Raw genomic sequence first — 21,721 nt, 5'->3', positions numbered from 1 at the left:
TAAATTTAACTTTTATTTATTTTGACAGTCCACTCTACGGGTAGCAGTTCATTTAACATTGTCTTTCAAACAGAGTTCGAATAAAACAAAGAAAGCGTCGAAGCCTGGAACTGATAGTAGTTATTCTATTGCCCTTTTACCGAGGTTTTATATGTTGTTCCCTGCTAAGTAGCCTGTAGAGAACGCTATTTGTAAGTTAAATCCTCCTGTATAAGCATCAACATCTATCACCTCTCCAGCAAAATAAAGTCCCTCGACTAACTTAGACTCCATAGTACTAGAATTTATCTCAGATGTCTTAACTCCACCAGAAGTAACTATTGCTTCCTCCATAGGTCTATATCTCTTAATATGCATCTCAATATTTTTGATTGTATTTACAAGATTTCTTCTTTCTTCCTTAGTTATAGAATTCACTGGAGTAGCTGGATCTATAGCAGAAAGTTCCACGACTACCGGTATCATCTTGCTTGGAAGTAAATCTGATAATGAATTTTCAAATCTCTTATTTATATATTTTTGGAAATCTCTCTGAACTCTTTTATCAAGCTTTTCGTGGTCTAAAGCTGGTTTTAAATCCAAAGAAATCTTATAACTTTCCTTAGATAAATCCCTCATTATGCAGCTTGCAGATTTTATAATCGGCCCATCTACACCATAATCAGTAAATTCCATCTCACCAAAATCATCGTATATTTTCTTATTTTTCTTTCCATATACATTTATTGCCACATTTCTAAGACTAAGACCTTTTAACTTATGCACAAAATCTTCCTGTATCTCAAGACCTATCAAAGAAGGCTTTAAAGTAGTTATCTTATGACCTAATTTCTCAGCAAGTCTATATCCGTCTCCTGTAGATCCAGTTCTCTGATAACTTGCACCACCTGTTGCAATTATAACTGCATCTGCTTTAATCTCTTTTCCGTCGCTTAAAACAACAGACTCAACTTTTCCATTCTTTTCTTTTATATCTTTAACAGTTTTTCCTGTAACTAACTTAATATTTTTTCTCTTTATAAGTCTAGCCATAGCATCAACGACATCCATTGCTCTATCACTCTCAGGGAAAACTCTATTTCCTCTTTCTGTCTTTAACCTAACACCTAAGCTTTCAAACATTTCCATAACCGCATCATTTGTAAATGTATAGAATGCGCTGTATAAAAATTTACCGTTTGTATTTACATTTGCAATTAACTCTTCAACCTCACAGTTATTAGTTATATTACATCTTCCTTTTCCAGTTATCAGTAGTTTTCTACCTACTCTCTCGTTTTTCTCTACCAATACAACATCTATACCATTTTGCGATGCCGAATATGCTGCAGTCATACCTGCAGGGCCAGCACCAATTATAACAACCTTTTTCATAATATTTCCCTTCCTAAGAATTTTTTTAAACTCTTATCTAAAAATTTATACTTAAATCAAAAAATTATATTCCCATTTTTTTAAATAAATATGGAGCACCAGCTACACCCTGAATAACAACAGCCGAATATCTAACAAAATCTAGCACCATATCAAGTGTACTTCCATCAGCTGCTCCAAATGAAGAAAATACAAGCTTTAACCCTAAATAAACAACGCCTAAACTAAGCATTCCTATTAAGAATCTTTTTCCATTATTTTTAATAATTTCTCCATTGCTTAGATTTTTTCTATCTATGACTTCAAAAGATACATACTCTCTTTCCAAAATATATCCGACAGTAAATCCAAACATAAGTGCAAAAAGCTTAGTATAATCGCTGCTCTTTAGCACAAATGCCATTATCGCAAGCGGAACTAAAATCAGTATCATTTCCCAATATTTTCCACTTTTTTCAGATCTATCCATTATCTTTATCAAAAGTATAGTAAATAAAAATCCAAGAATAAGCCCTACAACAACGTCCATCGGCCAATGAACAGCTAGATAAAGTCTAGATATTCCTGCTCCAACGGCCATAACTAAAGCTAGTACATATACCCATTTCTTCTTTAACTGAACTGCTAAAGAAGTCCAAAATGTAGTCGCAGTCTGAGTATGCCCGCTTGGGAATGAATATCCAGTCGCAGTTTCTACTCTCATAGACTCAAGTCCAAATTTTCCAATAGGTCTTTCTACCTTAAAATAATCCTTAATTGCCCCATTTAAAGCAATATTTCCTGTAAGTGAGTACAACATTCTCCGTCCAATTTTCTTATCAATACACCAGTACATAAGCGCTGTAAATAGCACTACAACTGGTGTTTCAGTACTTATTGTAAAGAACAAGAAAAGAATATTTAAAATTGGGTTCCTAATACTCTGGAAAAATAAAAGTATTGGAGCCTGAATATGCTCAAAATAATTTATATTCATATAATCTGATTCCTTTCTAATATAATATTTGTTTTATATACATATACAAATTTAAAGGCACACTTAAAAAGTATGCCTTGTATAATCAATTATTCAGCTACATCTTCAACTATTCCTATGTAAGGAAGGTTTCTGTATTTTTCAGCGTAGTCTATTCCGTATCCTACTATGAATTTATCTTCTATTTCAAAACCAACGTATTCAACATCAACATCTACAACTCTTCTGCTTGGTTTGTCTAATAGAGTACATAATTTTAAGCTCTTTGGCTCTCTTATCTGTAGCTCTTTAACTAAGTTGCTAAGAGTTCTACCTGAGTCGATTATATCCTCAACTATAAGAACATTTCTTCCTTTTATATCTGTATCTAAGTCTTTTAATATTCTAACTGTACCTGAAGACTCAGTTCCTGAACCATAGCTTGAAACACTCATAAAGTCTATCTTAACATCTAAGTCTATCTGTCTTATAAGGTCACAAGTGAACACATTTGCACCTTTTAAAATACCAACTACTAAAATCTCTTCACCTTTGTAGTCATTTTCTATCTGTTTACCTAATTCTATTACCTTTTCTCTTATCTGTTCTTCTGTGAACATTTTTCCAGTTACTTTGTACATAATTTCCTCCTACCAGCTCTCTGGGTTACTTAGAATTTATTAATTATTCTTAAAAAAAGAATTTCTCATCAAAAATAATTTTTAGATATTATATATTATACTCTAAAACAAAGGTTTTTCAAACAAAAAAAATCAATAAAAAAGACAAGAGATTTAACTACTCTGTGCTCCAATCCTCAGAACTCCATAGTTTTTATGAAACATTTCAAAGTATAGAGTGCTTGCGGAATTGTCGCCGTAGAGCAGTTAAATCTCTTGTCCTCAGTTTATTAAATTATTTATTCGTTTAAAAAAGTTTAAAGTCTTAGATGAAAATATAATGGGGCAATAGAAATAAATGCTATCCGGTGACAATCTACAGACGCTTTCAACTTTGTTGTTCGAACAAAGTTGAAAGCGTCGAAGCCTGGAACGGATAGCATTTATGATATTGACCTTTTATATTTCCATTCTATCAGATAAACTTCTCATTGCATCTATTGTTCTCTGCATTAGTTCATCTAGTTCCCATCCTAATTCTTCAGCACCTTTTTTGATTGTATCTCTTGAACATCCTGCTGCAAACTTAGGAGTTTTAAATTTCTTCTTAACAGATTTTAACTCTAAATCCATAACGCTCTTAGAAGGTCTCATTATCGCAACTGCACCTATAAGTCCAGTAAGCTCATCTGTAGCAAATAAAATCTTTTCCATTATATGCTCAGGTTTCTTTTCTAGCCCTTCACATATTCCATAAGCATGGCAAACAACCCCATGGATAAACTCTTCATCATATCCATTTTCTCTTAAAAGTTCTTCAGCTTTAATACAGTGTTCATCTGGATACATCTCAAAATCTATATCGTGAAGTAGTCCAACTGTTGCCCAAAAATCTTCTCTCTCAGGATCGTATTCCTTAGCAAAATATCTCATAACACCAGAAACAACTTCCCCATGTCTTATATGGAAATCGTCCTGATTGTATTTTTTAAGTATTTCTAGTGCTTTATCGTATTCTAATATCATTTTTTCCTCCCCCTCAATTTAGTTTTTTTAGTTTACTTTTTAATTTAATTTTAAAATTTATTATTTTTACTTTTTTATAGGTTTTATCTTACTACTTTTTTTCTATATAGTCAATATTTTCTGAATATTTCAAGTATTGTTTTTACAAATTCAATTTATACCATTACAATTGCACAAAATTTTTTCTGTTATTTTACCTTAATCTAATTCTCACTCTTATATGTTATAATAAATTTACGATATAAATTTCAAAAGAGGTGACAATATGCAGGAATTATACAAAGCAATAGAAGAAAAAATAAAATCATCAGGATATACAGGATTTTTCACTGGCGAAGAAGTTTACAATGATATATGTGATGAAATAGAGGACAAAGAAAATGGAAAATATCTTTTAATCTCTAAAAAAGATAACGGAGATATTTTCACTTACAATGTTTCTATATTCGACGACAACTTCAATCTTTCTATACTTAAAATAAACAGTGGTGATGAAGAATTTATAATAAACTTCGACGAAGAAAATTAATAAGCATAAATAAAATTTGGAGGGATAGTTATGAGCGTAAATCATGGCGCAAATTTATACGAACTTTCCGCAAAATACGGATTTTCAAAAGAGGATTTCATGGATTTCAGTTCAAATATAAATCCATTTGGCTCTTCAAAAAAGGCTAAACAGTATGTAATAGACAACATAGACATGGTTTCAATGTATCCTGATCCAGAATACGTAGAGCTAAAAAAATCTATATCAACATATTGCAAATGCAACAGCGAAAATATAGTACTTGGAAGTGGTGCAACTGAGCTAATATCTTCATTTATCGGCACAGTTAACCCTAAAAAAGCGGTACTTTTATCTCCAGCTTATTCTGAATACGAAAAAGAATTAAATAAAATTGGCTGTGAAATCAAAAAATACTACTCTAAAAAAGAAAATCATTTTGAAATAGATCCTAAAGACTTGGCAAATACTGTTAAAGAAGGTGGCTACGAGCTTCTTATAATCTGTAACCCTTGCAATCCTACAGGATTTGCATTTTCTAAGGACCAGATAAGAGAGATAGTATCTACTTGTGGATGTTATGTTATGATTGATGAAACTTATGTTGAGTTTACAGACACATCAAAATACTCATCTACTCCACTTGTAGACGAGTTTGACAATTTATTCGTTATAAGAGGAACCTCTAAGTTCTTCTCTACTCCTGGTATCAGACTTGGATACGGACTTATTTCAAATGAAAAAGTTAAAGAAGCTATAAATAAAAGATTAGACCTTTGGAATATAAACGTTGTCGCATCTCGAATGGGCGAGATAATGTTTGTCGATGATGATTTCATCAACGAAACTATTGAACACATGAGCAAGGAGAGAGATTATCTTGAAAGCGAGTTAAGATTCCTTCCAGGTGTTAAAGTTTACAATACTTATGGGAACTTTGTTCTTTGTGAGATAGTGGATAGAAGAATGACAGCAGAAGAGTTGAGAAATGAGCTAATTCCAGAAAGAATAATAATCAGGGATTGTGCGTCATTTGATGGATTGGATGAATATTTCTTTAGGGTTTGTATATTAAAACCAGAAGAAAATATATTACTTATTTCTGAATTGAAAAGAATATTTGCAGAATAAAAAGATTTACATAAAAATGAGGATTACAGCGAAGTATCGTCCTCGCTCCTGGGAAAAAGAAAGGTAACAGTTATGTGCTCCAGGCTTCAGCGCCCCACCCGTTAACATAACACATTTAGCGGTTGTGGGGCGCTTGCAGTATTGTCGCTTATAACTTGTTACCTTTCTTTTTTAATGCAAGTAAACTGTTTAATTCATAGTATTTTAGATTTAATCTAAGGTATTTCCTTCTACATACAAAAAAGTATACCCTACTTATCTATTAAAACATAATAATTAATTTTTCTTATCATTTATCTCAAAACTTCTACCTATTTACACCATTCAAACCTATTCCCATCTTCTTCCAAGAAATTACTGAACGATTTACAGTTTAAAAAATAGAGGGTTAGTGAATGTATTGTACCCACACGACTATCTGCAGACGCTTTGCACATTTTTAAGGTCTTACTAGACCATGCAAAGCGTCGAAGCCAGGAGTAGGGACAATACTTCACTAACCCTCATTCTGTTTACTGTAAATCATTTAGTAATTCTTCTATATCCATATCTATTTCTTCATCAAAGTCATCCAAGTCAGTTTCAAATTCAAGATACTGAGTATCTACATCCGCATCGTCATCAATATCGCTTATCTCAATACCCGCTGCAAAATCATTAAATATACCTGACTCTCTATCATCTGTATAATCAGAAAGATCTCCCTCTTCATAAAGAGGATTTTCTAACATCTTCTGATCTAAATCTATCTCATGATAGTGTGAAAGCTCCTCTCCACTACCAAGTTCTAAAAATCTATAATTACCTTTCCAAATATTTCTACTCATATCTACCACCTCCGATAAAGAATTTATTAGAATCTATACCGCTTATTCCCTTATCAGCAGTTTTATAAATCTGGTCTATGATTTCTTTTCTTCTAGTATCATCTTCCTCAGAGTACATTAGCTGACCAAAGGCATACATTTCTGTAATCTCATCAAATAAAATTTCCTTAACATCATCAGCTTTAAGCTTGTCGTATTCGTGACCTAGCTTAGCAAATACATAGTATAGTTTTTCATTCATCTCTCTTATGTAGTATGGGTACATATTGTCTATAATATGGTTAAGCTTTTTAAGAATTTTTTCCATAAATAGGTTTAATTTATCGCTTTCATTTTCTTTGAGCATTCTGTAGACGTGTCTTCTTCTATCGCTAGGAGATAGGACAAAGTCTAGGTTTCCTAGTATTATCTCAATATCACTTAAACCGTCTTTTAGCATATATGCTGTGTCTGCAAATGTATCTCCAAACATTCTGTATATGCTTCTATCTGGTTTTATATCTTCTCTTTCAAATAGTTTTTCTCCACTTTTTTCTATAACATCAGGCATATAAACACTAAGTGTATCTATATTTTCTTTCTGTACCTGAACTTCATCATAAAGCATATTTACTAGGTTTATTCTAACCTCATCAGTTATATTATCCTGTTCAAGAGTTTCTTTTACAAATTTTCTTACGTTATAAAGATCTGCAAAGAAGTTGTACATTATCATATCGTTCATAGCTTTTGCCCAATTCCGATATATTTCTTTGTTTCCTGCTTCTTCAATCATGTCTTTTTTAGAACTTAAAAATACATCTCTTAAAAGTTTTTCAACCATTCTTGTTTTTAGATATACTCGTACATACTCATTTTTAAATCTTATATCTGTAGCAGAATAGTCTTTGTGTATTTTTTCTTCGTCGCTCTCTTTTATTGTAATGATATCAACTATATCCTTATCTGGTATAGCCATTATTTCTTTTTCTTCAGATTTCATAAATCTAACTATTCCATCTTCAGTTCTTACAAATAATGGGTTACCAGATTTTGTAAATCCTATATCGTTTCTTTCAACATTTGGGATAGAGTTTATATCCATTATTTCTTTATTTTTATCGCTTAGGTATAATCTAAATATATTCTTTCCATCGTATATTATGTTTTCTCTACCAACAGCTATTCTTCTGCAATCTTCAAATTTGACAGATACTACATTTTTCTTAGTTTTTTTGTTTATTAGGATAAGATTGTCCGCATATCTAACTAGCAGCATGTTTGAATTATTGTAGTCAAATCCTCCAATATTTCCAGATATTCTACTAAATACTATATCGCTATCTGCAGGAAGATTTCCTATTTTTCTGTTTCCAGCTACCATTTCTTCAAATCCTCTTGGTAGAATTCTATTTATATTATTTGCAAATATCTGTACACTTCTAGCTATTATTGACTCTCTTTCTATGTGGAAATATCCCTTAAATGAGATCTGGCTTCCTTCTATTAGGAATCTTTCTATATCATCGTAGTATATTTCAAATCTATTTTTCCCTCCGATGAATACAAATTTTTCGTGGTCTTTATTTATTCCACCCATATATACTTTATCGTCGTCTAATACGAAGAAGCATTTATCGTCGTTTATTTCAAATATAAAATCTCTCTGGTTTTTGCATATTAGAGAGTAGTCTTTTATACTCATTCTTATTTTTAAATTTCCAGGAACTTCTTTTGATCCTCTACCACCATCTACAAGGAATGGAACATTTTCGTCGTATATTAGTATCTCCTCTTTTTCTAAAGAAGCAGATAGTTTTATTTTGTGTTCTGAGTAGCTATATACATATCTTGTTCCACTATCAGACATTGCATCGTCATTGCTTCCGATTATTATATTTCCCAAATTTGTTATGAATAGCTTTTTGCCAGCAGATGAGTATCTATTGATTCCCTCTAAACTGAACCCTTCAGATAATTCATATATTATTTTTTCACCTAGTTTTAACATCGGTATCAACTCCAACCTAAAAATATTTTAAAGTACTTTTTTAAAATTATTGCTGCCTGATGACTCAGACAGCAATACTATTTAACTATTATTCAGTTTTTTCAGCCATTATTTCATCATAAGTCTGAGCCATTATTTTGTCGTAATCTTTGAAGTTTCTTCTAGATTTTAATTCTTCTTTTAATGCGTTGTACGCTTCTTCTACCTGTGCTTTGTCCATAGTTTTAGCTTTTAGTCTAAAGTCTTCTATTTTTAAGTCACAGTATCTATCGTATTTTTCTATATATCCATCAAAACCTTTAGCTTTTATAGCAGATAACTGTTTCTGTGCTTCTGAGTATACACCAGTATCTCCACCTACAAATACTTTGTAATAGTTTCCGATTTTTATCATTTCACCTTTTAATCCTTTTTTGTCAAGGTTTGTTATTAGGCTTTCAGCATGAGATTTTTCTTTTAATGATCCAGCATAAACTCTGTAGTATTCTCCACCCTGTTTAGCTTTTTCCATTTCTTCAGCTCTTTTAGCTTCTTCTGCTGCTATTTTTTCAGCTTCAGCTTTTTTTCTCCGCTCTTCTTCTTTTTTCTGTTCTTCTAGCTGCTGTTCCTGTTTTATCTGCTGCTGTTTTTCAGCTTCTTGCTGTCTTTTTCTATTGATAGTTAGGAAGTATCCACCTGCAGCTATAGCAACTATAAGTATAGCTATTATGAAGTCTAGTTTTTTTCTAGATTTTTTGTATTCTTCGTCTTTAACAATTACTACTTCTTCTTCGATTTCAACATCGTCACCTTCGTAATCGTCGTCAACATATTCTACTTCTTCATCATCGTCGTAGTATTCTTCATTTTCTACTGCTTCTTCATCAGCATAGTAGTTATCTTCTTCATATTTTTCATCTTCAGAATCGTCTTCATCAGACTCTTCATCATCGTAATCTTCTTCGTCTTTTTTTCTTCCAAATATAGAGAATATTCCTCTTTTCTTAGGTTCTTCTTCTATTTCTTCCTCTCCTTCTTCAACCTCTTCATTTATTCCAGCTATTCTAGATATTTCCTGTAAATCATCTTCTTCTGTTTCTGATATATTTGCATCTGCAGATACTTCTTCTACTGTTTCTTCAACTACTTCATCGTAATCAGTATCTTCTTCAACTTCAGATATTTCTTTTTTAAGTTCATCTACTGCTTTTTTAGCTCTTTCAACAGGATCATTTAATTTGTCAGCTTCTTCTTGTTTTAATCTTTCTGCTCTTTCAGCTTCTAGTTCCTGTCTTTCTATATTTCTTATAGCTTCTCTTCTTCTTCCAAGGTCAACGTGTATTTCGTGGTCATCAGAAGCATTTGAAGGAACTTCTACATCTTCAATCACTGCTTCTTCTACAGTTTCTACTATTTCCTCATCAACTGCATCTTCAACTACTTCTTCTACCTTTTCTTCAACTATCTCTGGTTCTACCTCTTTTACTCTAACTGCTGGTATTACTAGAGATGGGTCTATTCTTCTTGATAGCTTGTTTCTAAATGGCTCTGATTTATCAGCATTTTCAAGCATATATGCGTATTCATCCATATCTACATCCACTGGAACAGTTCTTTTTATAGTTGCAGGAGTTGTAGCTTCTACACATTCTTTATTATCTCTAAAGTATTTGCATGCTTCTTTCCATGTATCAAGCTCTACTAGTTTTCTATCTTTTATTATTGCAGTTAAGAAGTCGCTGAAGTTTTCTTCACCAAATTCACCTGCTACAGTAAGTCGCATAGCACCTTCTATTAGGCTTCTACTTTTTAAGAATTCTAATAATACTGTAGCTGCTGCAAAGTCATATATAACTCTTCCACCAAATCCATACGCTTCATCAGCTTCTAGATTTTCTAAAGTTAATATTCTTTTGAATTCTTCTTCTATAGTGTCGTTAAGTTCTGCATTAGATATAAGTTTTACTCTTCTTAAAAATTCAACATCTACTATGTTCTTTTCTTCAGTGTGCTCAATATGCTGTTTTTCATCAGCAGCATCGTCTTTTTTAGATCCACCTGCTAATATTCTATTAACTATAACTATGATTTCTCTTTTTAATTCCATTCTAGCATCTGCTGGATTCATAAGGAAGATTTCTGCACTTTCTTCCTTTCTAAGACTTAGCTCTCTTAGAGTCATAGTTAAGACTTCCATATATATATTTAAAACTTTGTAGTCTTTCTGAAGTCTTTTTATCTTTTCAGAGTTATCCATTTTATCATAGTAGTTGAAACTCTGAAGGTCTGCCTCTTTTAGATTTTCTATACCGTCTCTTTTAGCTATATTTATGTATTTTCTACATTTAGCATTTATAAGCTCTATATCGCTTTCTAACTCATCTATATCTGGGATATATTTTTCAAGTATCCATTTTGATATGATTGGTTCTGTATTTCTTGATAAAGTCTTATAAAATAGTACGTTATATTTTAATAATTCTATATATTTAACTTCATTTAACTCAACTTTTTCAAATTTTTTATTTAATATGTTGTCTAATTTTTTGTTTGTTTTGCTTTCCTGTTTTAAAAATCTCTGTGTTACGTTTAAAACAGTTCCTTTTATTATACTATTCAAACTATTCACTCCTTGCCCAACAAATTTATCTATAATATCAAATTTATTTATGTATTATACGATTTTTTGTCAGCTGACTTTGTCAGCTGTACTTCTATATTATATCATTTATAAGTCAATATTCCACTTATAATCATACCATTTTTTTTATTTATTTTCATTATTCTTGAGTTTTATATTTTATTTTTTTATAAATAAAAAAACTGTTACAAAATATCTTTTTGAAAGATTTTCTTGTAACAGTTTCTAAGATATATTTTTTTTATTTTATAAATAAAAAAGACGCTGATAAAATTATCAACGTCTAATAGTCTAGCGATAGTGAGCAAGTCTATAAGCGGAGTTCTGTATTAGATAATCATCTTTCTAGGCTTATTGTCACCAATAAGCTCAAGCGACCTACCAACCGGAGAGTACGAGCAATACTCTTTAGCCCTATTTTGGTCTTGCTCCAGGTGGGGTTTACATAGCCGACTAGTCACCTAGCCGCTGGTGAGCTCTTACCTCGCCGTTCCATCCTTACCATTGCTGGCGGTTTATTTCTGTTGCACTTTCCTTAAGATCACTCTCACTAGGCGTTACCTAGCACCCTGCTCTGTGGAGCTCCGACTTTCCTCACGCAGATTTCTCTGCCCGCGATTATCTGGCTTACTCACTGTTAAATTAACTATGTTAGTTTACCACATAAAAAACTTACTGTCAAAAGAATTTATTATAATATCTAATAATATCAATATTTTTCTTAAAAAATTCATCTAATAGGATTTATATTATTATCTAATAATTGTCCATAAATTTATTCTATTTTTATATCAGATTACTATAAATTTATTCTATTTTTATATAGTTTATATTTAGAATTGCCGTTATAATTATATATAGATAAAATTTTTAGAAAGGACATAAATTTTTGAAAAATAATCTTTGAAAAGATAATATTTTTTTCAAATTATTATAGATATGAACAAGCATTTAAGAAATTTTATTTCGTTGATTCTCGTCGCAGTTATGGCTTTTAGTGGCTACAAAATTGTGACGACGATTCTAGATTACAAGAAGGCAAGCGATACCTATACTGAAATTCGGGAAAACTACAGTCCTGAAGCTGAAGAGGGTTTAATGGAAGATGATTTAAAAAATATAAATCCAGACTACAGACTTTGGCTTTTCGTTGAAAATACAAATATAAATTATCCAGTTGTTTCTTATGGAAATAACGACTACTACCTTTATAGAGATTTTCTTGGTCAGGATTCAAAATCTGGTACTCTATTTATGGATTACAGAAACAATTTTGAAGAAGACGAAAGCTCTGTAATATATGGACATAATATGAAGAACAAAACTATGTTTAATAATTTAGAGCTGTTCAAAGAAAATGACTTTTGGAACAAGGACTCTTTAATTCACATATATAGAGGAGATTATGAGTATATTTACGAGCCGTTTTCTGTATTTGTAGCAAAGCCAGAGTTTGATTACGTCAAAGTAGATTTCGATGGAGAAAACGACTTCAATGAATATATGAATCAGGTAAAAGCTAGCTCAACATATTGGAATAAGGATGCAGCTCCAAAGTATAAAGATAAGATATTGACTTTATCTACTTGCAGCTACGAATTCGACGATGCTAGAACAGTTCTTGAAGCAAAACTAATCGACAAAATACCTGTTGAGTAATTAATATAAATTCAAGGTTAAAATATTATAAAAGTAAGTGTTATAAAGGTTGAATATTATAAGGGGGGATTATTTATGGATACTTCTACAACTGATTCAAGATTTGCCAGTGAAGCAGAAGAAAAAGAATATAAGAAAAATATTCTAAAAATAGCTCTCTTCGTTGGGGAGCTTATGATAAAAAACGGTGCAGAAACTTCAAGAGTTGAAGATAGCGTTCTTAGAATCTGTAGATCTCAAGGTTTTTATCATGCAAATGTCTTTACAACTCCAACAGTTGTAATAATTTCAGATGAAAAATTTGACGGATTCTGTTTTATGAAGACTATCGACAAGAGAGGAATAAATTTAAACAAGATTTCTATGCTAAATAATTTTTCGAGGGAGTTCTGCTCTGTAAAAAATCCAGATATAGATAAATCTATAGCTGAATTATACGAAATAGATAGAGCTAAACCTTATCCACTTTGGTTCTTCTATTCATGTACAGGTCTTGCATCTGCTTGCTTTGCCTGCCTACTTGGAGGAAACCAACTACAAAACTTCATATTCACATTTATAGTTGCCATAATAGGGGATATTATCTATGACCAAACTATGAAGATAAGTTCGATTTCTGCATTTTCGTGCGTGGTAGCATCATTTGTAATAACAATACTCGGTGTTGTACTTACTGAACTACATATAATAAACACACCTACAATGCTTATAGTTGGATCTATCATGCCACTTCTTCCAGGGGTTGCCGTTATAAAATCTATACGTGACCTTATATCTGGAAACCTAATATCTGGTATATCTAGGGTATTTGAAGCTTTTATGATACTTTTATCTATAGCTTCAGGAGTTGGGGTTGTTCTTGATTTATGGTTCAAATTAGGAGGTGTTTTATAATGGGAGATATGTCTTTATGGGCTCACTTTATATTTGCCGCCGTTGCAACAGCTGGATTTGCAGTGTTCTTTAATGTACCTCTAAAACTACTATTCCCATCTGCTATTGTTGGTGGTATTGGTTGGATTGTGTACTTAGTTATTATGGAATTTACAAACAATACATCTCTATCAGGATTTTTAGCAGCCGCTTCTGTATCGGCTATGAGTGAAATCCTAGCTAGAAAAATGTATCAACCTGCAATTCTGTTCGTTATTTCAGGTATACTACCTCTAATTCCAGGGATTGGGCTTTACAACACAATGCTTGCAATTATTCAGGAAGACTACCTATTAGCCGCTACAAAAGGTGCAAGTGCTATGCTTCTTAGCTGCTCTATAGCTCTTGGAGTACTTGTTGTCGCTGCCCTTGTTAGAACTGTAAATATTTATAGATTTAAAGGTGACTTACTTGCCAACCTTAGACCTATACTAAAAAAACGTGAATTTAATATAGAAGCGGATCCTCATACAAAGAAAAAGCCAGGTAAAAAGAAACTTGGTAAGAATATTAAGGTAAAAGAAAAAGACTTCAGCGGACTTGTAACTGAACATACTGCTGAATTTGAGCTTCACTTACACGATGAAGATGAAAAATAAATATATTTAGAAAATAAAAAATGCCCTTTTATCCTACAAATCAATGTATGATAAAGGGCTTTTATTTTCTAAATCTAGAATCTAAAGTATAAGAATGGATTATACGTCGAGTTTACAAGCTTAAATATAACAATCAAGAATATTCCTGTATACACTACTGAATTTAGAATATAACTAACATTCGACTCCAAAATCTTTTCGTTGGCAACTTCAATCTTTCCTCTAATCCAATCCACTATTGGCACACAGAAAATCATAGATAACACTAAAACAAACCAATAATCATTTAAATACGCTGCTACTGTACCATCAAATACAGTACTTGTTCCCATAAAGAACATATTCTTTATAAATTCAATAGAATAACTAAAACTATCGGCTCTAAAGAATACCCATCCTATCATAACAACTAATAGTAAGTATATATGCCTTATAAATCTAGGTACTTTATTTAAAAATTTTCCAAGATATGATTTTTCCATTCCTATCAACAATCCAAAATATAGTCCCCAAGCTATAAATGTCCAGCTTGCTCCATGCCAAAATCCTGTTAAAAACCATACTATAAATAGATTTATATATGTTCTAACATTTCCACGTCTACTTCCTCCAAGTGGGAAATACACATAATCTCTAAACCAACTACCTAAAGATATATGCCATCTTCTCCAAAACTCAGATGCAGACTGCGATATATATGGATAATTAAAGTTCTCTAAAAACTCAAATCCAAACATCTTTCCAAGACCTATAGCCATATCAGAATATCCACTAAAATCAAAGAATATCTGAAGTGAGTACGCTAGTATACCAAGCCATGTGCTTACTACTGTAAGCTGATATGTCTGCATACCAAACACGCTATCTGCAAGCATACCAAGTGAGTTTGATAATAAAACTTTTTTACCAAGACCTATTATAAATCTTCTTACACCATCACCAAATTTAACTATATTATGATCTCTTTCATCTATCTGGTCAGCTACAGTCTGATATCTTACTATTGGTCCTGCTACAAGCTGTGGGAATAAACTGATATATAGTGATAAATCAAATATATTTTTCTGTACCTTTGCATCTTTTCTGTACACATCTATAACATAACTCATCGCCTGAAATGTAAAGAACGAAATTCCAAGTGGCAATGCTATTTCTGGAACAGGTAGAGATGTATTAAATGCTGTATTGATATTTTTCACAAAAAATCCACTATATTTAAATACACCTAACATACATATATTGAAAATAACCGAGATAACAACGCCCGTTACCCTAACTTTATCAGCTCTTTTTTCGTCTACTAAAAGCCCACATAAATAATTAGCACCTATAGATACCAGCATTATGACAACATAAGTTGGTTCTCCCCACGCATAAAAAAACAAACTAGCCAATAAAAGCAAATAATTTCTATATTTTTTGCTCGACAAATAGTACAAAACAAGAACTATAGGTAAAAATACAAATAAAAATACTAAACTACTAAATACCATATTTCTCTCCTTATCTATTCTATCCTATTAGTTAATATAGCATCTACATCAAAACCATTGTTGAACATAAGCATTACTATATTACTATCACTTATTTTTAATATATCATCCATATTCAAATCAGTCGCTCTTAAATCTACAATCTCTACTTCTTCAAATATATCTGAAAACAGCCAAGTAAGTGGCGCTTGATATGAATCCCTTATCATTAAAACTTTTTCCTTTGTCTTTGCATTTTTATTTACAATTTTATAATAAGAATGGTTTCCAGTATATGCTTTTTCATACGATATCTCTTCATCGTTAATACCATTTCCTATTATATAATTTTCTTCTACTTCCTCAAATTTTCCATCTTTTAACTCATAGTACTTATTATCGTACTTTCTATCCATATATACATACGGTACATCCTCATCTTTACTAAACATTCCATAAAGATTATTATTATAGCTTCCTAAAAACGGCTTATTTTTTATATAACTTGTCTTATATGTATATTTACTTAAATCAACATCCAATCCCATAGTTTTATTTAAGTCGGCAATTATATACTTAAATGCTTCATATGCACCCAAAGAATTCCAATGATGGTCTGTCTTAAAGTAAAATTTTTCTAATGTTTTTTCACTAAAATTATCTACAAAATATTTTCCTATATCTATAGTGTTTATATCATCATCCTTTAACATAGATAAAAACTTTTCGTGATTTTCAAACCCGTAATTTTTATTTATATATTTTTTAGGATACTTATTGTATAATGTTTTAACTTTATGTGGCAGTGAAACATAGTACATTTTCTTATTAGATGTTTTGACCATCTCATTTATTTTTTCTACTTTTTCAACTAATGATTTATACTCATCTTTTTTCTTTTCACTTGTTTCTACGCCTCCCATTATCCAATTATCATCAGCTAGATACAACCCTTTTATATTAGACTTTTTGGTAAACATCTGCCATTTTATATCAGCTTTTATAAGCTCATCTCTAAACATAAACTGGTCAGTATAGTATGTTTCAAAAAGACTTGTAAACGTCTTATCCTTTATAGCTCCAATCCCTGGCATCTGCTGAAGTTCTCTATTTTCAGATTTACTAACATCTTTATCTTCTATAAAAAAATTCGACAATCCCACAGAAAATATAATACTTAAAAAAGGTACTATCAAGAATATTGCCTTTCTTTTATTCAAATTTTGTTCCTCCCCTATTATTTTTCACTCTATAAATTCACTATTATATTATACAATTTTTAATTATAATGTAAAGTTAAATAAACAAATAAAAATGCCACTAATATATTAATAACCTAATAAATTAGTAGCATTTTTTATTAATCTATAAATCGAATAATATTTTTGTGACAACAGGAACGTATTCTCTACTCTCTTTAAACTTTTTATCATTTATCTTTAAGTAGATATAAGAAAGTCCCATAAGTGCAATACCTATCACAGCAGCCACAATTTCTGTAGCTCCAGCAAATCCTATAGCATTAAGTGCATAGTATGAACCTAATATACCAACTATAAGAAGTATCATTGGTATTACATAAACTAAAAATGTAGCCTTCATAACATTTATATGTTCCATACTAACCATAACGTGATCTCCTACCTTAGCGCCGATAGCATTGTCCACTTCAACTAATATCTCTTCAGATTCAGAAGCTGCATTCATACATTTTCCACATTTTGCACAAGCAGACAGTCTCATCATTCTCATTATAGCAGTATCTTCATCAATTATCTCTACTATATATCCGTCCTGATTCATTTGTCCTCCTATTTTAAGAATTTGTAAATATTTTTCATTAGTTCCTCGATAAGTTCATCAGACTCATCTTGGCTCTCGTATTTTATACTCTCGGTAATACATCCTTTTATATGATTTTCAAGAATTATCTTCCCTACTTTATCTATAGCTGCTTTAGCAGCAGATACCTGAACAAGAATATCTATACAATATCTCTCGTCTTCAATCATATTTTGGATTCCCTTTACCTGTCCCTCTATTCTCTTTAATCTTTTAATAAGATCATTTCTGTCATTTCTGGCAGAAAGTTTTCTTTCTTGATTGCCACCTTCGCAACAAGCACACTTTTTATTTTTCATAAAGAATTCCCCGTTCTTTCCCTATTTTTATTTCCTGTTGTCATTTATATTATATCATAGTAATATATCTTTTTTTCAAATCGTACTATAAGTTATTTTTTAAACACAAAGAAATAATACCATATTACTATGAATAATAATAATGATAATGCTATACTTCTACTCTGTCTTTTAGTTTCATCATAACAAGTTCTTGATTTTGGGTTAAATGTAGCATATGGGAATACTAAGAATAATATTGAGTCTATCATTATACATATCTGAGCTAGTGCATCGTTCTGTAAAAGCATTGCTATTATACCTGCTAAACCAAACGCCACCTCAGCGTATAAAGCTATTCTTTGTTTTTTAAATTCTTTATAATATCCTGTCATCTCATCATGACACTCTTTTGAACAGCAGTTTAATTTTATTCCATTTGGTGTAGGAACATCAAGTTTTCTATTTACATTTTTGATATTTCTACCACATTTTGAACACTGTCCAGCTTCTTTCATTATTACTTTTTTTGCCATACCTAATAATTCTCCTTACAATTTCACAATTTTTATAATTCCATTTATTTAGCAATTAGCATATACATTCCAAATGCAAGTACAAACATTAAAATTGCCCCTGAAACAACCATAGCTATTTGGTCTTTTTTAGCATTTTTTGCTCTTTCTTCTTCCATTTTTATATATTCTTCTGTTTTCTTGATTTTAGTTCCGCATTTTCTGCATTTTTCTTCTCCAAATTTCATTGGATGTCCGCAACGCTGACATTTCATTTCAAACCTCTCCTTCTTTCATATAAAAGCTTTTAATTCCACAAATTATATTGTATTACAAGATTCCCTATCTTTCAATACATTAAAAAACACCATATCATTTTACTGATACGGTGTCAATTATTTTGTATTTATCTTATATTCAAAGCAATTAATGCATGTATTTATGTATTAAATAGTAGCATCTGTCCTTTGTAGACGTTGCAAGTGAGTCAAAATAAGCCCAGTTTTCATCTGATTCACTTGTATCCTCAGATCCTACAGCATACGAAGCCATTTCATCTTTTTTGTTGATCCAATCTATCTCATCACTTTTCAATTCTTCTAACTCTCCATTTTCAAGAGCAGCTGAAATATCACTATAAATCATATTTAAAAGAGTATCGTATTTTTTATAAATTTTACTAGTATAGTTTAAGAGTTTTTCTTGATTTCCATTAAGTTCTTCATCTGCAAGCTCTATAGCTTCTTTATCTAACTCATCCATCATACTCAGATATTTATCTTTTTTCTGTAGACCTAAATTTTCGCTGCGTTTAATTTCTTCCTCAGCCTTCTTCTCTCCCTCTGCTTCAGATTTATCATTTCCTTCTTCATCGTCTTTCTCTGTAGCTGCCTCTCCTGATACTTCATACTGTTTCTTGCTAGTTTTTTTAAGTATTTTTAACTCAGACTTTTGAGTATTTATCGTGTTGGCGATATTTTTTCCAGCATTAAAATATCTAGCTACAACTGTGCAGTTTACAAATAAAACTACTAGAACAACTACACTTATAATTATATTTCTAAATAAATTTATTCTATTTTTTCCACGTTCCTTTTTATCATTATCATTGTCCTGAGAAATACTAGTCATTTCTTCTCCACAAATAGGACATACTTTTTCTCCATCTTCTGCTTTTTTCCCACATTTAGGACAGAAATCTGTCATTTCATCACTCCCTTCTTTATGTAATCAACTATATTTACACTTTATTTTGCAAAATATTTATCTATACCATCAGAAATCCCTATAGCAATTTTTTCCTGATAATTTGGATCAGATAATTTTCTGTCCTCTTCAGGATTACTCATAAATCCTGTTTCAACTATAGTAACTGGTATTTTACTCCAATTTATTCCCGACATTGTATCAGTTTCCATTACTCCATTATTCTTAGCTCCTGTTTCATTGCATAGCTCTAAAACTACATCGTCAGAAAGCTTTCTACTCTTATCATAAAGAGATACATATCTATTTCCTGCTGTCTGACATAATGTAAGTGCTCCACTTGCTGCACTGCTATCACTTGAATTACAATGCACTCTTACAAATATATCAGCTCCACTTTGATAAGCTAAATCTGCTCTTTCCTTGTTGCTTATATCTACGTTGTTTTCATTTCTAACCATGTAGACTTCATATCCTCTATCTTTTAAAATCTTTTCCAATTTTTTAGATATTGAAAGAGTAACCTCATACTCAGGAACTTTTGTTTCACATCCTTCTGTGCCAGATGCAACCTTCATTTTTGTTTCTGTAGCTCCAGGCCCTATAGGCTCTTTATCACTATTTTGATTTTGCTGATGTCCGGCATCTATAGCAACTTTTATCCCCTTTGTACTTTTTTTAGCTTCATTACTACTTGAAACAACTTCTTTATTGTCATTGAAGTTGTTGACCTTTACATTAGAAGATTCCTTCTCTTCTAACATATCTAATATTTCTATATTAATCTGCTTCTGCTCTTCTAATTCCCTATTCATTCTTATAGCATTTATAGTTAAAAGAACATTACTCACTAAGAGTACTGATAAAAGTATTAATACTACTTTTTCGTTAATTCTTTTTTTCATTTTCTTTTACCCCTTCCATACTATCTTAATAATTATATACTATAATTATTTATAAGGGTAGAGAAAATATTGTAACCTTTTTAATATGGTGTTAAAATTCATTATATTTTCTCTACCCTTAGCTCATTATTATTTCTCTATTTTATCTATTCTAAGCTTTTTATAAGCTCTACATTGTATTTTTCATAAGCATTTAAATCATTTACGTTATCTGTCGCATATGAATTTGGATGATACCAACTTTTACTTCCAAAGTAATTATTATACTTATCTGTTTTAAATATATAACCGTGTCTTGCAAATATTTCATTTCTTATATACGCAAGCTGGCTATCTGTACATCCACTTAATTCCTCAGGATCTATATACGCACTATCACTTCCTGGGAATAAATATGCATTACTGTCGTTATAATTGCTACTGTAGTAATCAACTGCATAATAATAGTTTGATAAATCTCTTCCTGTAGCATCATAGCTATCATCAGGCTCATCCTGCTGAACACTCTGTTTAGGCTGATTCTGAACCTGTTGCTGCTGTTGTTGATTATTTGCAACATTTGAAGTATTATCCACCTTATTTTTTGATGGAAGATACATATTTAAAGCCAACAATACTGTTACACAGACAGCTACAACTGTTAAGAATATTAATATCGCACTTCCAAATTTTCCACTTTTTGAACTTTCTTTATGGGCAATATTTCTTCTTAATTCATATTCATAGTCATCATCGTAATCATCATCATAATCATATTCATATCTACTTGATCTTTTTCTTAATGGCTCTCCGCATCTATCACAATATTTAGCATCATTTGGCATAATATTTCCACATCTACTACACTTCATTAAAATATCCTCCTATTTTTAATTTCAAACTTCATAGTATATTATACTATATTCATACTATTTTCAAACAGTACAATTTTTAATTTCAACTATACATAGATAAAATCTATAAAACAATATATCTTTTCTTAAAAATAAAAAAGACGTATATCCAAACAATCTGTTTAAATATACGCCTTTAAGTATTGTATATATTTTCTATTTCAATATCCATATTTTACCTTTTCACGTTTAGTTTTTTTATTAAATTTATATTTTGTAAAACTTTATTTTTTATAATTCCATTTTTACAACTATCTTACAGGTATTAAGTTGTAGTTAGCGTCGTAAGTATATACTTTTAAAGTTTTTTTGTGTACTTGAATTTATAATCTAAGTGCAACAAAAAAAGAACTCATATCATTTTCTTG

At 31.0% G+C, this 21,721-nt stretch carries 21 protein-coding genes and 1 other RNA gene; 5 read left to right on the top strand and 17 right to left on the bottom strand.

What is annotated here, in order from left to right; all coding sequences use genetic code 11:
* Positions 1 to 147: 147 nt before the first annotated feature.
* The 4 genes from DWX74_RS10120 to DWX74_RS10105 form a co-directional block, all read right to left on the bottom strand.
* On the bottom strand, positions 148 to 1,374 hold the full coding sequence (locus DWX74_RS10120) for an NAD(P)/FAD-dependent oxidoreductase (RefSeq protein WP_118549843.1): 1,227 nt from the start codon (positions 1,372 to 1,374) through the stop codon (positions 148 to 150).
* Between the two features lie 64 nt (positions 1,375 to 1,438).
* Positions 1,439 to 2,350, bottom strand: coding sequence for a phosphatase PAP2 family protein (locus DWX74_RS10115; RefSeq protein ID WP_118549842.1), 912 nt, complete (start codon positions 2,348 to 2,350; stop codon positions 1,439 to 1,441).
* An 89-nt stretch (positions 2,351 to 2,439) separates the two neighbouring features.
* The gene (hpt, locus tag DWX74_RS10110) at positions 2,440 to 2,970 is read right to left on the bottom strand and encodes a hypoxanthine phosphoribosyltransferase (protein ID WP_118549841.1); all 531 of its coding nucleotides are present in this window, start codon (positions 2,968 to 2,970) and stop codon (positions 2,440 to 2,442) included.
* Positions 2,971 to 3,408: 438 nt separating this feature from the next.
* Complete coding sequence (locus DWX74_RS10105) at positions 3,409 to 3,975, bottom strand: hydrolase (RefSeq protein WP_118549840.1); 567 nt, start codon at positions 3,973 to 3,975, stop codon at positions 3,409 to 3,411.
* Positions 3,976 to 4,240: 265 nt separating this feature from the next.
* Here DWX74_RS10105 and DWX74_RS10100 point away from each other — a divergent pair, with 265 nt between their 5' ends.
* Complete coding sequence (locus DWX74_RS10100; protein ID WP_118549839.1) at positions 4,241 to 4,504, top strand: hypothetical protein; 264 nt, start codon at positions 4,241 to 4,243, stop codon at positions 4,502 to 4,504.
* 30 nt (positions 4,505 to 4,534) lie between these two features.
* Positions 4,535 to 5,614, top strand: a complete 1,080-nt coding sequence (locus DWX74_RS10095; RefSeq protein WP_118549838.1) for a pyridoxal phosphate-dependent aminotransferase — start codon at positions 4,535 to 4,537, stop codon at positions 5,612 to 5,614.
* A 512-nt stretch (positions 5,615 to 6,126) separates the two neighbouring features.
* Here DWX74_RS10095 and DWX74_RS10090 read toward each other — a convergent pair.
* From DWX74_RS10090 to rnpB, 4 genes are all read right to left on the bottom strand, one after another.
* Complete coding sequence (locus DWX74_RS10090; protein WP_006439925.1) at positions 6,127 to 6,441, bottom strand: hypothetical protein; 315 nt, start codon at positions 6,439 to 6,441, stop codon at positions 6,127 to 6,129.
* Complete coding sequence (locus DWX74_RS10085; protein WP_118549837.1) at positions 6,434 to 8,431, bottom strand: hypothetical protein; 1,998 nt, start codon at positions 8,429 to 8,431, stop codon at positions 6,434 to 6,436. Before DWX74_RS10085 ends, DWX74_RS10090 begins: the two co-directional genes overlap by 8 nt.
* 88 nt (positions 8,432 to 8,519) lie before the next feature.
* Complete coding sequence (locus DWX74_RS10080) at positions 8,520 to 11,039, bottom strand: SPOR domain-containing protein (RefSeq protein ID WP_442952068.1); 2,520 nt, start codon at positions 11,037 to 11,039, stop codon at positions 8,520 to 8,522.
* Between the two features lie 309 nt (positions 11,040 to 11,348).
* An RNA gene (gene rnpB / locus DWX74_RS10075) (RNase P RNA component class A) lies at positions 11,349 to 11,685 on the bottom strand.
* A gap of 305 nt (positions 11,686 to 11,990) precedes the next feature.
* Here rnpB and srtB point away from each other — a divergent pair.
* The 3 genes from srtB to DWX74_RS10060 all read left to right on the top strand — a co-directional run bounded on the left by srtB (position 11,991) and on the right by DWX74_RS10060 (position 14,242).
* Positions 11,991 to 12,710, top strand: coding sequence for a class B sortase (gene srtB / locus DWX74_RS10070; protein ID WP_118549835.1), 720 nt, complete (start codon positions 11,991 to 11,993; stop codon positions 12,708 to 12,710).
* Positions 12,711 to 12,785: 75 nt separating this feature from the next.
* A complete protein-coding gene (locus tag DWX74_RS10065) occupies positions 12,786 to 13,604 on the top strand; it encodes a threonine/serine exporter family protein (protein ID WP_118549834.1) in 819 nt (272 codons plus the stop codon).
* Positions 13,604 to 14,242, top strand: coding sequence for a threonine/serine exporter family protein (locus DWX74_RS10060; RefSeq protein WP_118549833.1), 639 nt, complete (start codon positions 13,604 to 13,606; stop codon positions 14,240 to 14,242). The genes DWX74_RS10065 and DWX74_RS10060 overlap by 1 nt, the downstream gene beginning before the upstream one ends.
* Before the next feature lie 74 nt (positions 14,243 to 14,316).
* On the opposite strand, the gene DWX74_RS10055 is transcribed toward DWX74_RS10060, so the two are convergent.
* The 9 genes from DWX74_RS10055 to DWX74_RS10015 form a co-directional block, all read right to left on the bottom strand.
* Positions 14,317 to 15,735 (bottom strand): MBOAT family O-acyltransferase, encoded by a 1,419-nt coding sequence (locus tag DWX74_RS10055; RefSeq protein WP_118549832.1) that lies wholly within the window; start codon positions 15,733 to 15,735, stop codon positions 14,317 to 14,319.
* 14 nt (positions 15,736 to 15,749) lie between these two features.
* Positions 15,750 to 16,934 carry a DHHW family protein gene (locus DWX74_RS10050; RefSeq protein ID WP_118549831.1) on the bottom strand — a complete coding sequence of 395 codons (1,185 nt, stop codon included), beginning with the start codon at positions 16,932 to 16,934 and terminating at the stop codon, positions 15,750 to 15,752.
* 145 nt (positions 16,935 to 17,079) lie between these two features.
* Positions 17,080 to 17,517: a SoxR reducing system RseC family protein gene (locus DWX74_RS10045; protein ID WP_118549830.1), complete on the bottom strand. Its 438-nt coding sequence runs from the start codon at positions 17,515 to 17,517 to the stop codon at positions 17,080 to 17,082.
* An 8-nt stretch (positions 17,518 to 17,525) separates the two neighbouring features.
* Positions 17,526 to 17,855 carry a metal-sensitive transcriptional regulator gene (locus DWX74_RS10040; RefSeq protein WP_118549829.1) on the bottom strand — a complete coding sequence of 110 codons (330 nt, stop codon included), beginning with the start codon at positions 17,853 to 17,855 and terminating at the stop codon, positions 17,526 to 17,528.
* 92 nt (positions 17,856 to 17,947) lie between these two features.
* Entirely contained in the window at positions 17,948 to 18,370 is a 423-nt protein-coding gene (locus tag DWX74_RS10035) for a hypothetical protein (RefSeq protein WP_118549828.1), read from the bottom strand.
* 44 nt (positions 18,371 to 18,414) lie between these two features.
* Positions 18,415 to 18,624 carry a hypothetical protein gene (locus DWX74_RS10030; protein ID WP_118549827.1) on the bottom strand — a complete coding sequence of 70 codons (210 nt, stop codon included), beginning with the start codon at positions 18,622 to 18,624 and terminating at the stop codon, positions 18,415 to 18,417.
* 151 nt (positions 18,625 to 18,775) lie between these two features.
* Positions 18,776 to 19,555, bottom strand: coding sequence for a zinc ribbon domain-containing protein (locus DWX74_RS10025; protein ID WP_118549845.1), 780 nt, complete (start codon positions 19,553 to 19,555; stop codon positions 18,776 to 18,778).
* A 41-nt stretch (positions 19,556 to 19,596) separates the two neighbouring features.
* The gene (locus DWX74_RS10020) at positions 19,597 to 20,460 is read right to left on the bottom strand and encodes an N-acetylmuramoyl-L-alanine amidase family protein (RefSeq protein WP_118549826.1); all 864 of its coding nucleotides are present in this window, start codon (positions 20,458 to 20,460) and stop codon (positions 19,597 to 19,599) included.
* Between the two features lie 146 nt (positions 20,461 to 20,606).
* Positions 20,607 to 21,311, bottom strand: a complete 705-nt coding sequence (locus DWX74_RS10015; protein ID WP_118549844.1) for a YARHG domain-containing protein — start codon at positions 21,309 to 21,311, stop codon at positions 20,607 to 20,609.
* Positions 21,312 to 21,721: the final 410 nt, after the last annotated feature.

This window comes from Peptoclostridium sp. AF21-18, from assembly GCF_003478825.1.
GTDB lineage: Bacteria > Bacillota > Clostridia > Peptostreptococcales > Peptostreptococcaceae > Peptacetobacter.
The sequence above is the reverse complement of the archived record's forward strand: the minus strand, read 5'-3'. Positions and strand labels throughout refer to the sequence as shown.

What these genes read in the sequence shown, in the direction of transcription:
- DWX74_RS10120 (WP_118549843.1), bottom strand. Translation starts at nt 1,374, where the DNA reads ATGAAAAAGGTTGTTATAATTGGTGCTGGCCCTGCAGGTATGACTGCA.
- DWX74_RS10115 (WP_118549842.1), bottom strand. Translation starts at nt 2,350, where the DNA reads ATGAATATAAATTATTTTGAGCATATTCAGGCTCCAATACTTTTATTT.
- hpt (WP_118549841.1), bottom strand. Translation starts at nt 2,970, where the DNA reads ATGTACAAAGTAACTGGAAAAATGTTCACAGAAGAACAGATAAGAGAA.
- DWX74_RS10105 (WP_118549840.1), bottom strand. Translation starts at nt 3,975, where the DNA reads ATGATATTAGAATACGATAAAGCACTAGAAATACTTAAAAAATACAAT.
- DWX74_RS10100 (WP_118549839.1), top strand. Translation starts at nt 4,241, where the DNA reads ATGCAGGAATTATACAAAGCAATAGAAGAAAAAATAAAATCATCAGGA.
- DWX74_RS10095 (WP_118549838.1), top strand. Translation starts at nt 4,535, where the DNA reads ATGAGCGTAAATCATGGCGCAAATTTATACGAACTTTCCGCAAAATAC.
- DWX74_RS10090 (WP_006439925.1), bottom strand. Translation starts at nt 6,441, where the DNA reads ATGAGTAGAAATATTTGGAAAGGTAATTATAGATTTTTAGAACTTGGT.
- DWX74_RS10085 (WP_118549837.1), bottom strand. Translation starts at nt 8,431, where the DNA reads ATGTTAAAACTAGGTGAAAAAATAATATATGAATTATCTGAAGGGTTC.
- srtB (WP_118549835.1), top strand. Translation starts at nt 11,991, where the DNA reads ATGAACAAGCATTTAAGAAATTTTATTTCGTTGATTCTCGTCGCAGTT.
- DWX74_RS10065 (WP_118549834.1), top strand. Translation starts at nt 12,786, where the DNA reads ATGGATACTTCTACAACTGATTCAAGATTTGCCAGTGAAGCAGAAGAA.
- DWX74_RS10060 (WP_118549833.1), top strand. Translation starts at nt 13,604, where the DNA reads ATGGGAGATATGTCTTTATGGGCTCACTTTATATTTGCCGCCGTTGCA.
- DWX74_RS10055 (WP_118549832.1), bottom strand. Translation starts at nt 15,735, where the DNA reads ATGGTATTTAGTAGTTTAGTATTTTTATTTGTATTTTTACCTATAGTT.
- DWX74_RS10045 (WP_118549830.1), bottom strand. Translation starts at nt 17,517, where the DNA reads ATGAATCAGGACGGATATATAGTAGAGATAATTGATGAAGATACTGCT.
- DWX74_RS10040 (WP_118549829.1), bottom strand. Translation starts at nt 17,855, where the DNA reads ATGAAAAATAAAAAGTGTGCTTGTTGCGAAGGTGGCAATCAAGAAAGA.
- DWX74_RS10035 (WP_118549828.1), bottom strand. Translation starts at nt 18,370, where the DNA reads ATGGCAAAAAAAGTAATAATGAAAGAAGCTGGACAGTGTTCAAAATGT.
- DWX74_RS10030 (WP_118549827.1), bottom strand. Translation starts at nt 18,624, where the DNA reads ATGAAATGTCAGCGTTGCGGACATCCAATGAAATTTGGAGAAGAAAAA.
- DWX74_RS10025 (WP_118549845.1), bottom strand. Translation starts at nt 19,555, where the DNA reads ATGACAGATTTCTGTCCTAAATGTGGGAAAAAAGCAGAAGATGGAGAA.
- DWX74_RS10020 (WP_118549826.1), bottom strand. Translation starts at nt 20,460, where the DNA reads ATGAAAAAAAGAATTAACGAAAAAGTAGTATTAATACTTTTATCAGTA.
- DWX74_RS10015 (WP_118549844.1), bottom strand. Translation starts at nt 21,311, where the DNA reads ATGAAGTGTAGTAGATGTGGAAATATTATGCCAAATGATGCTAAATAT.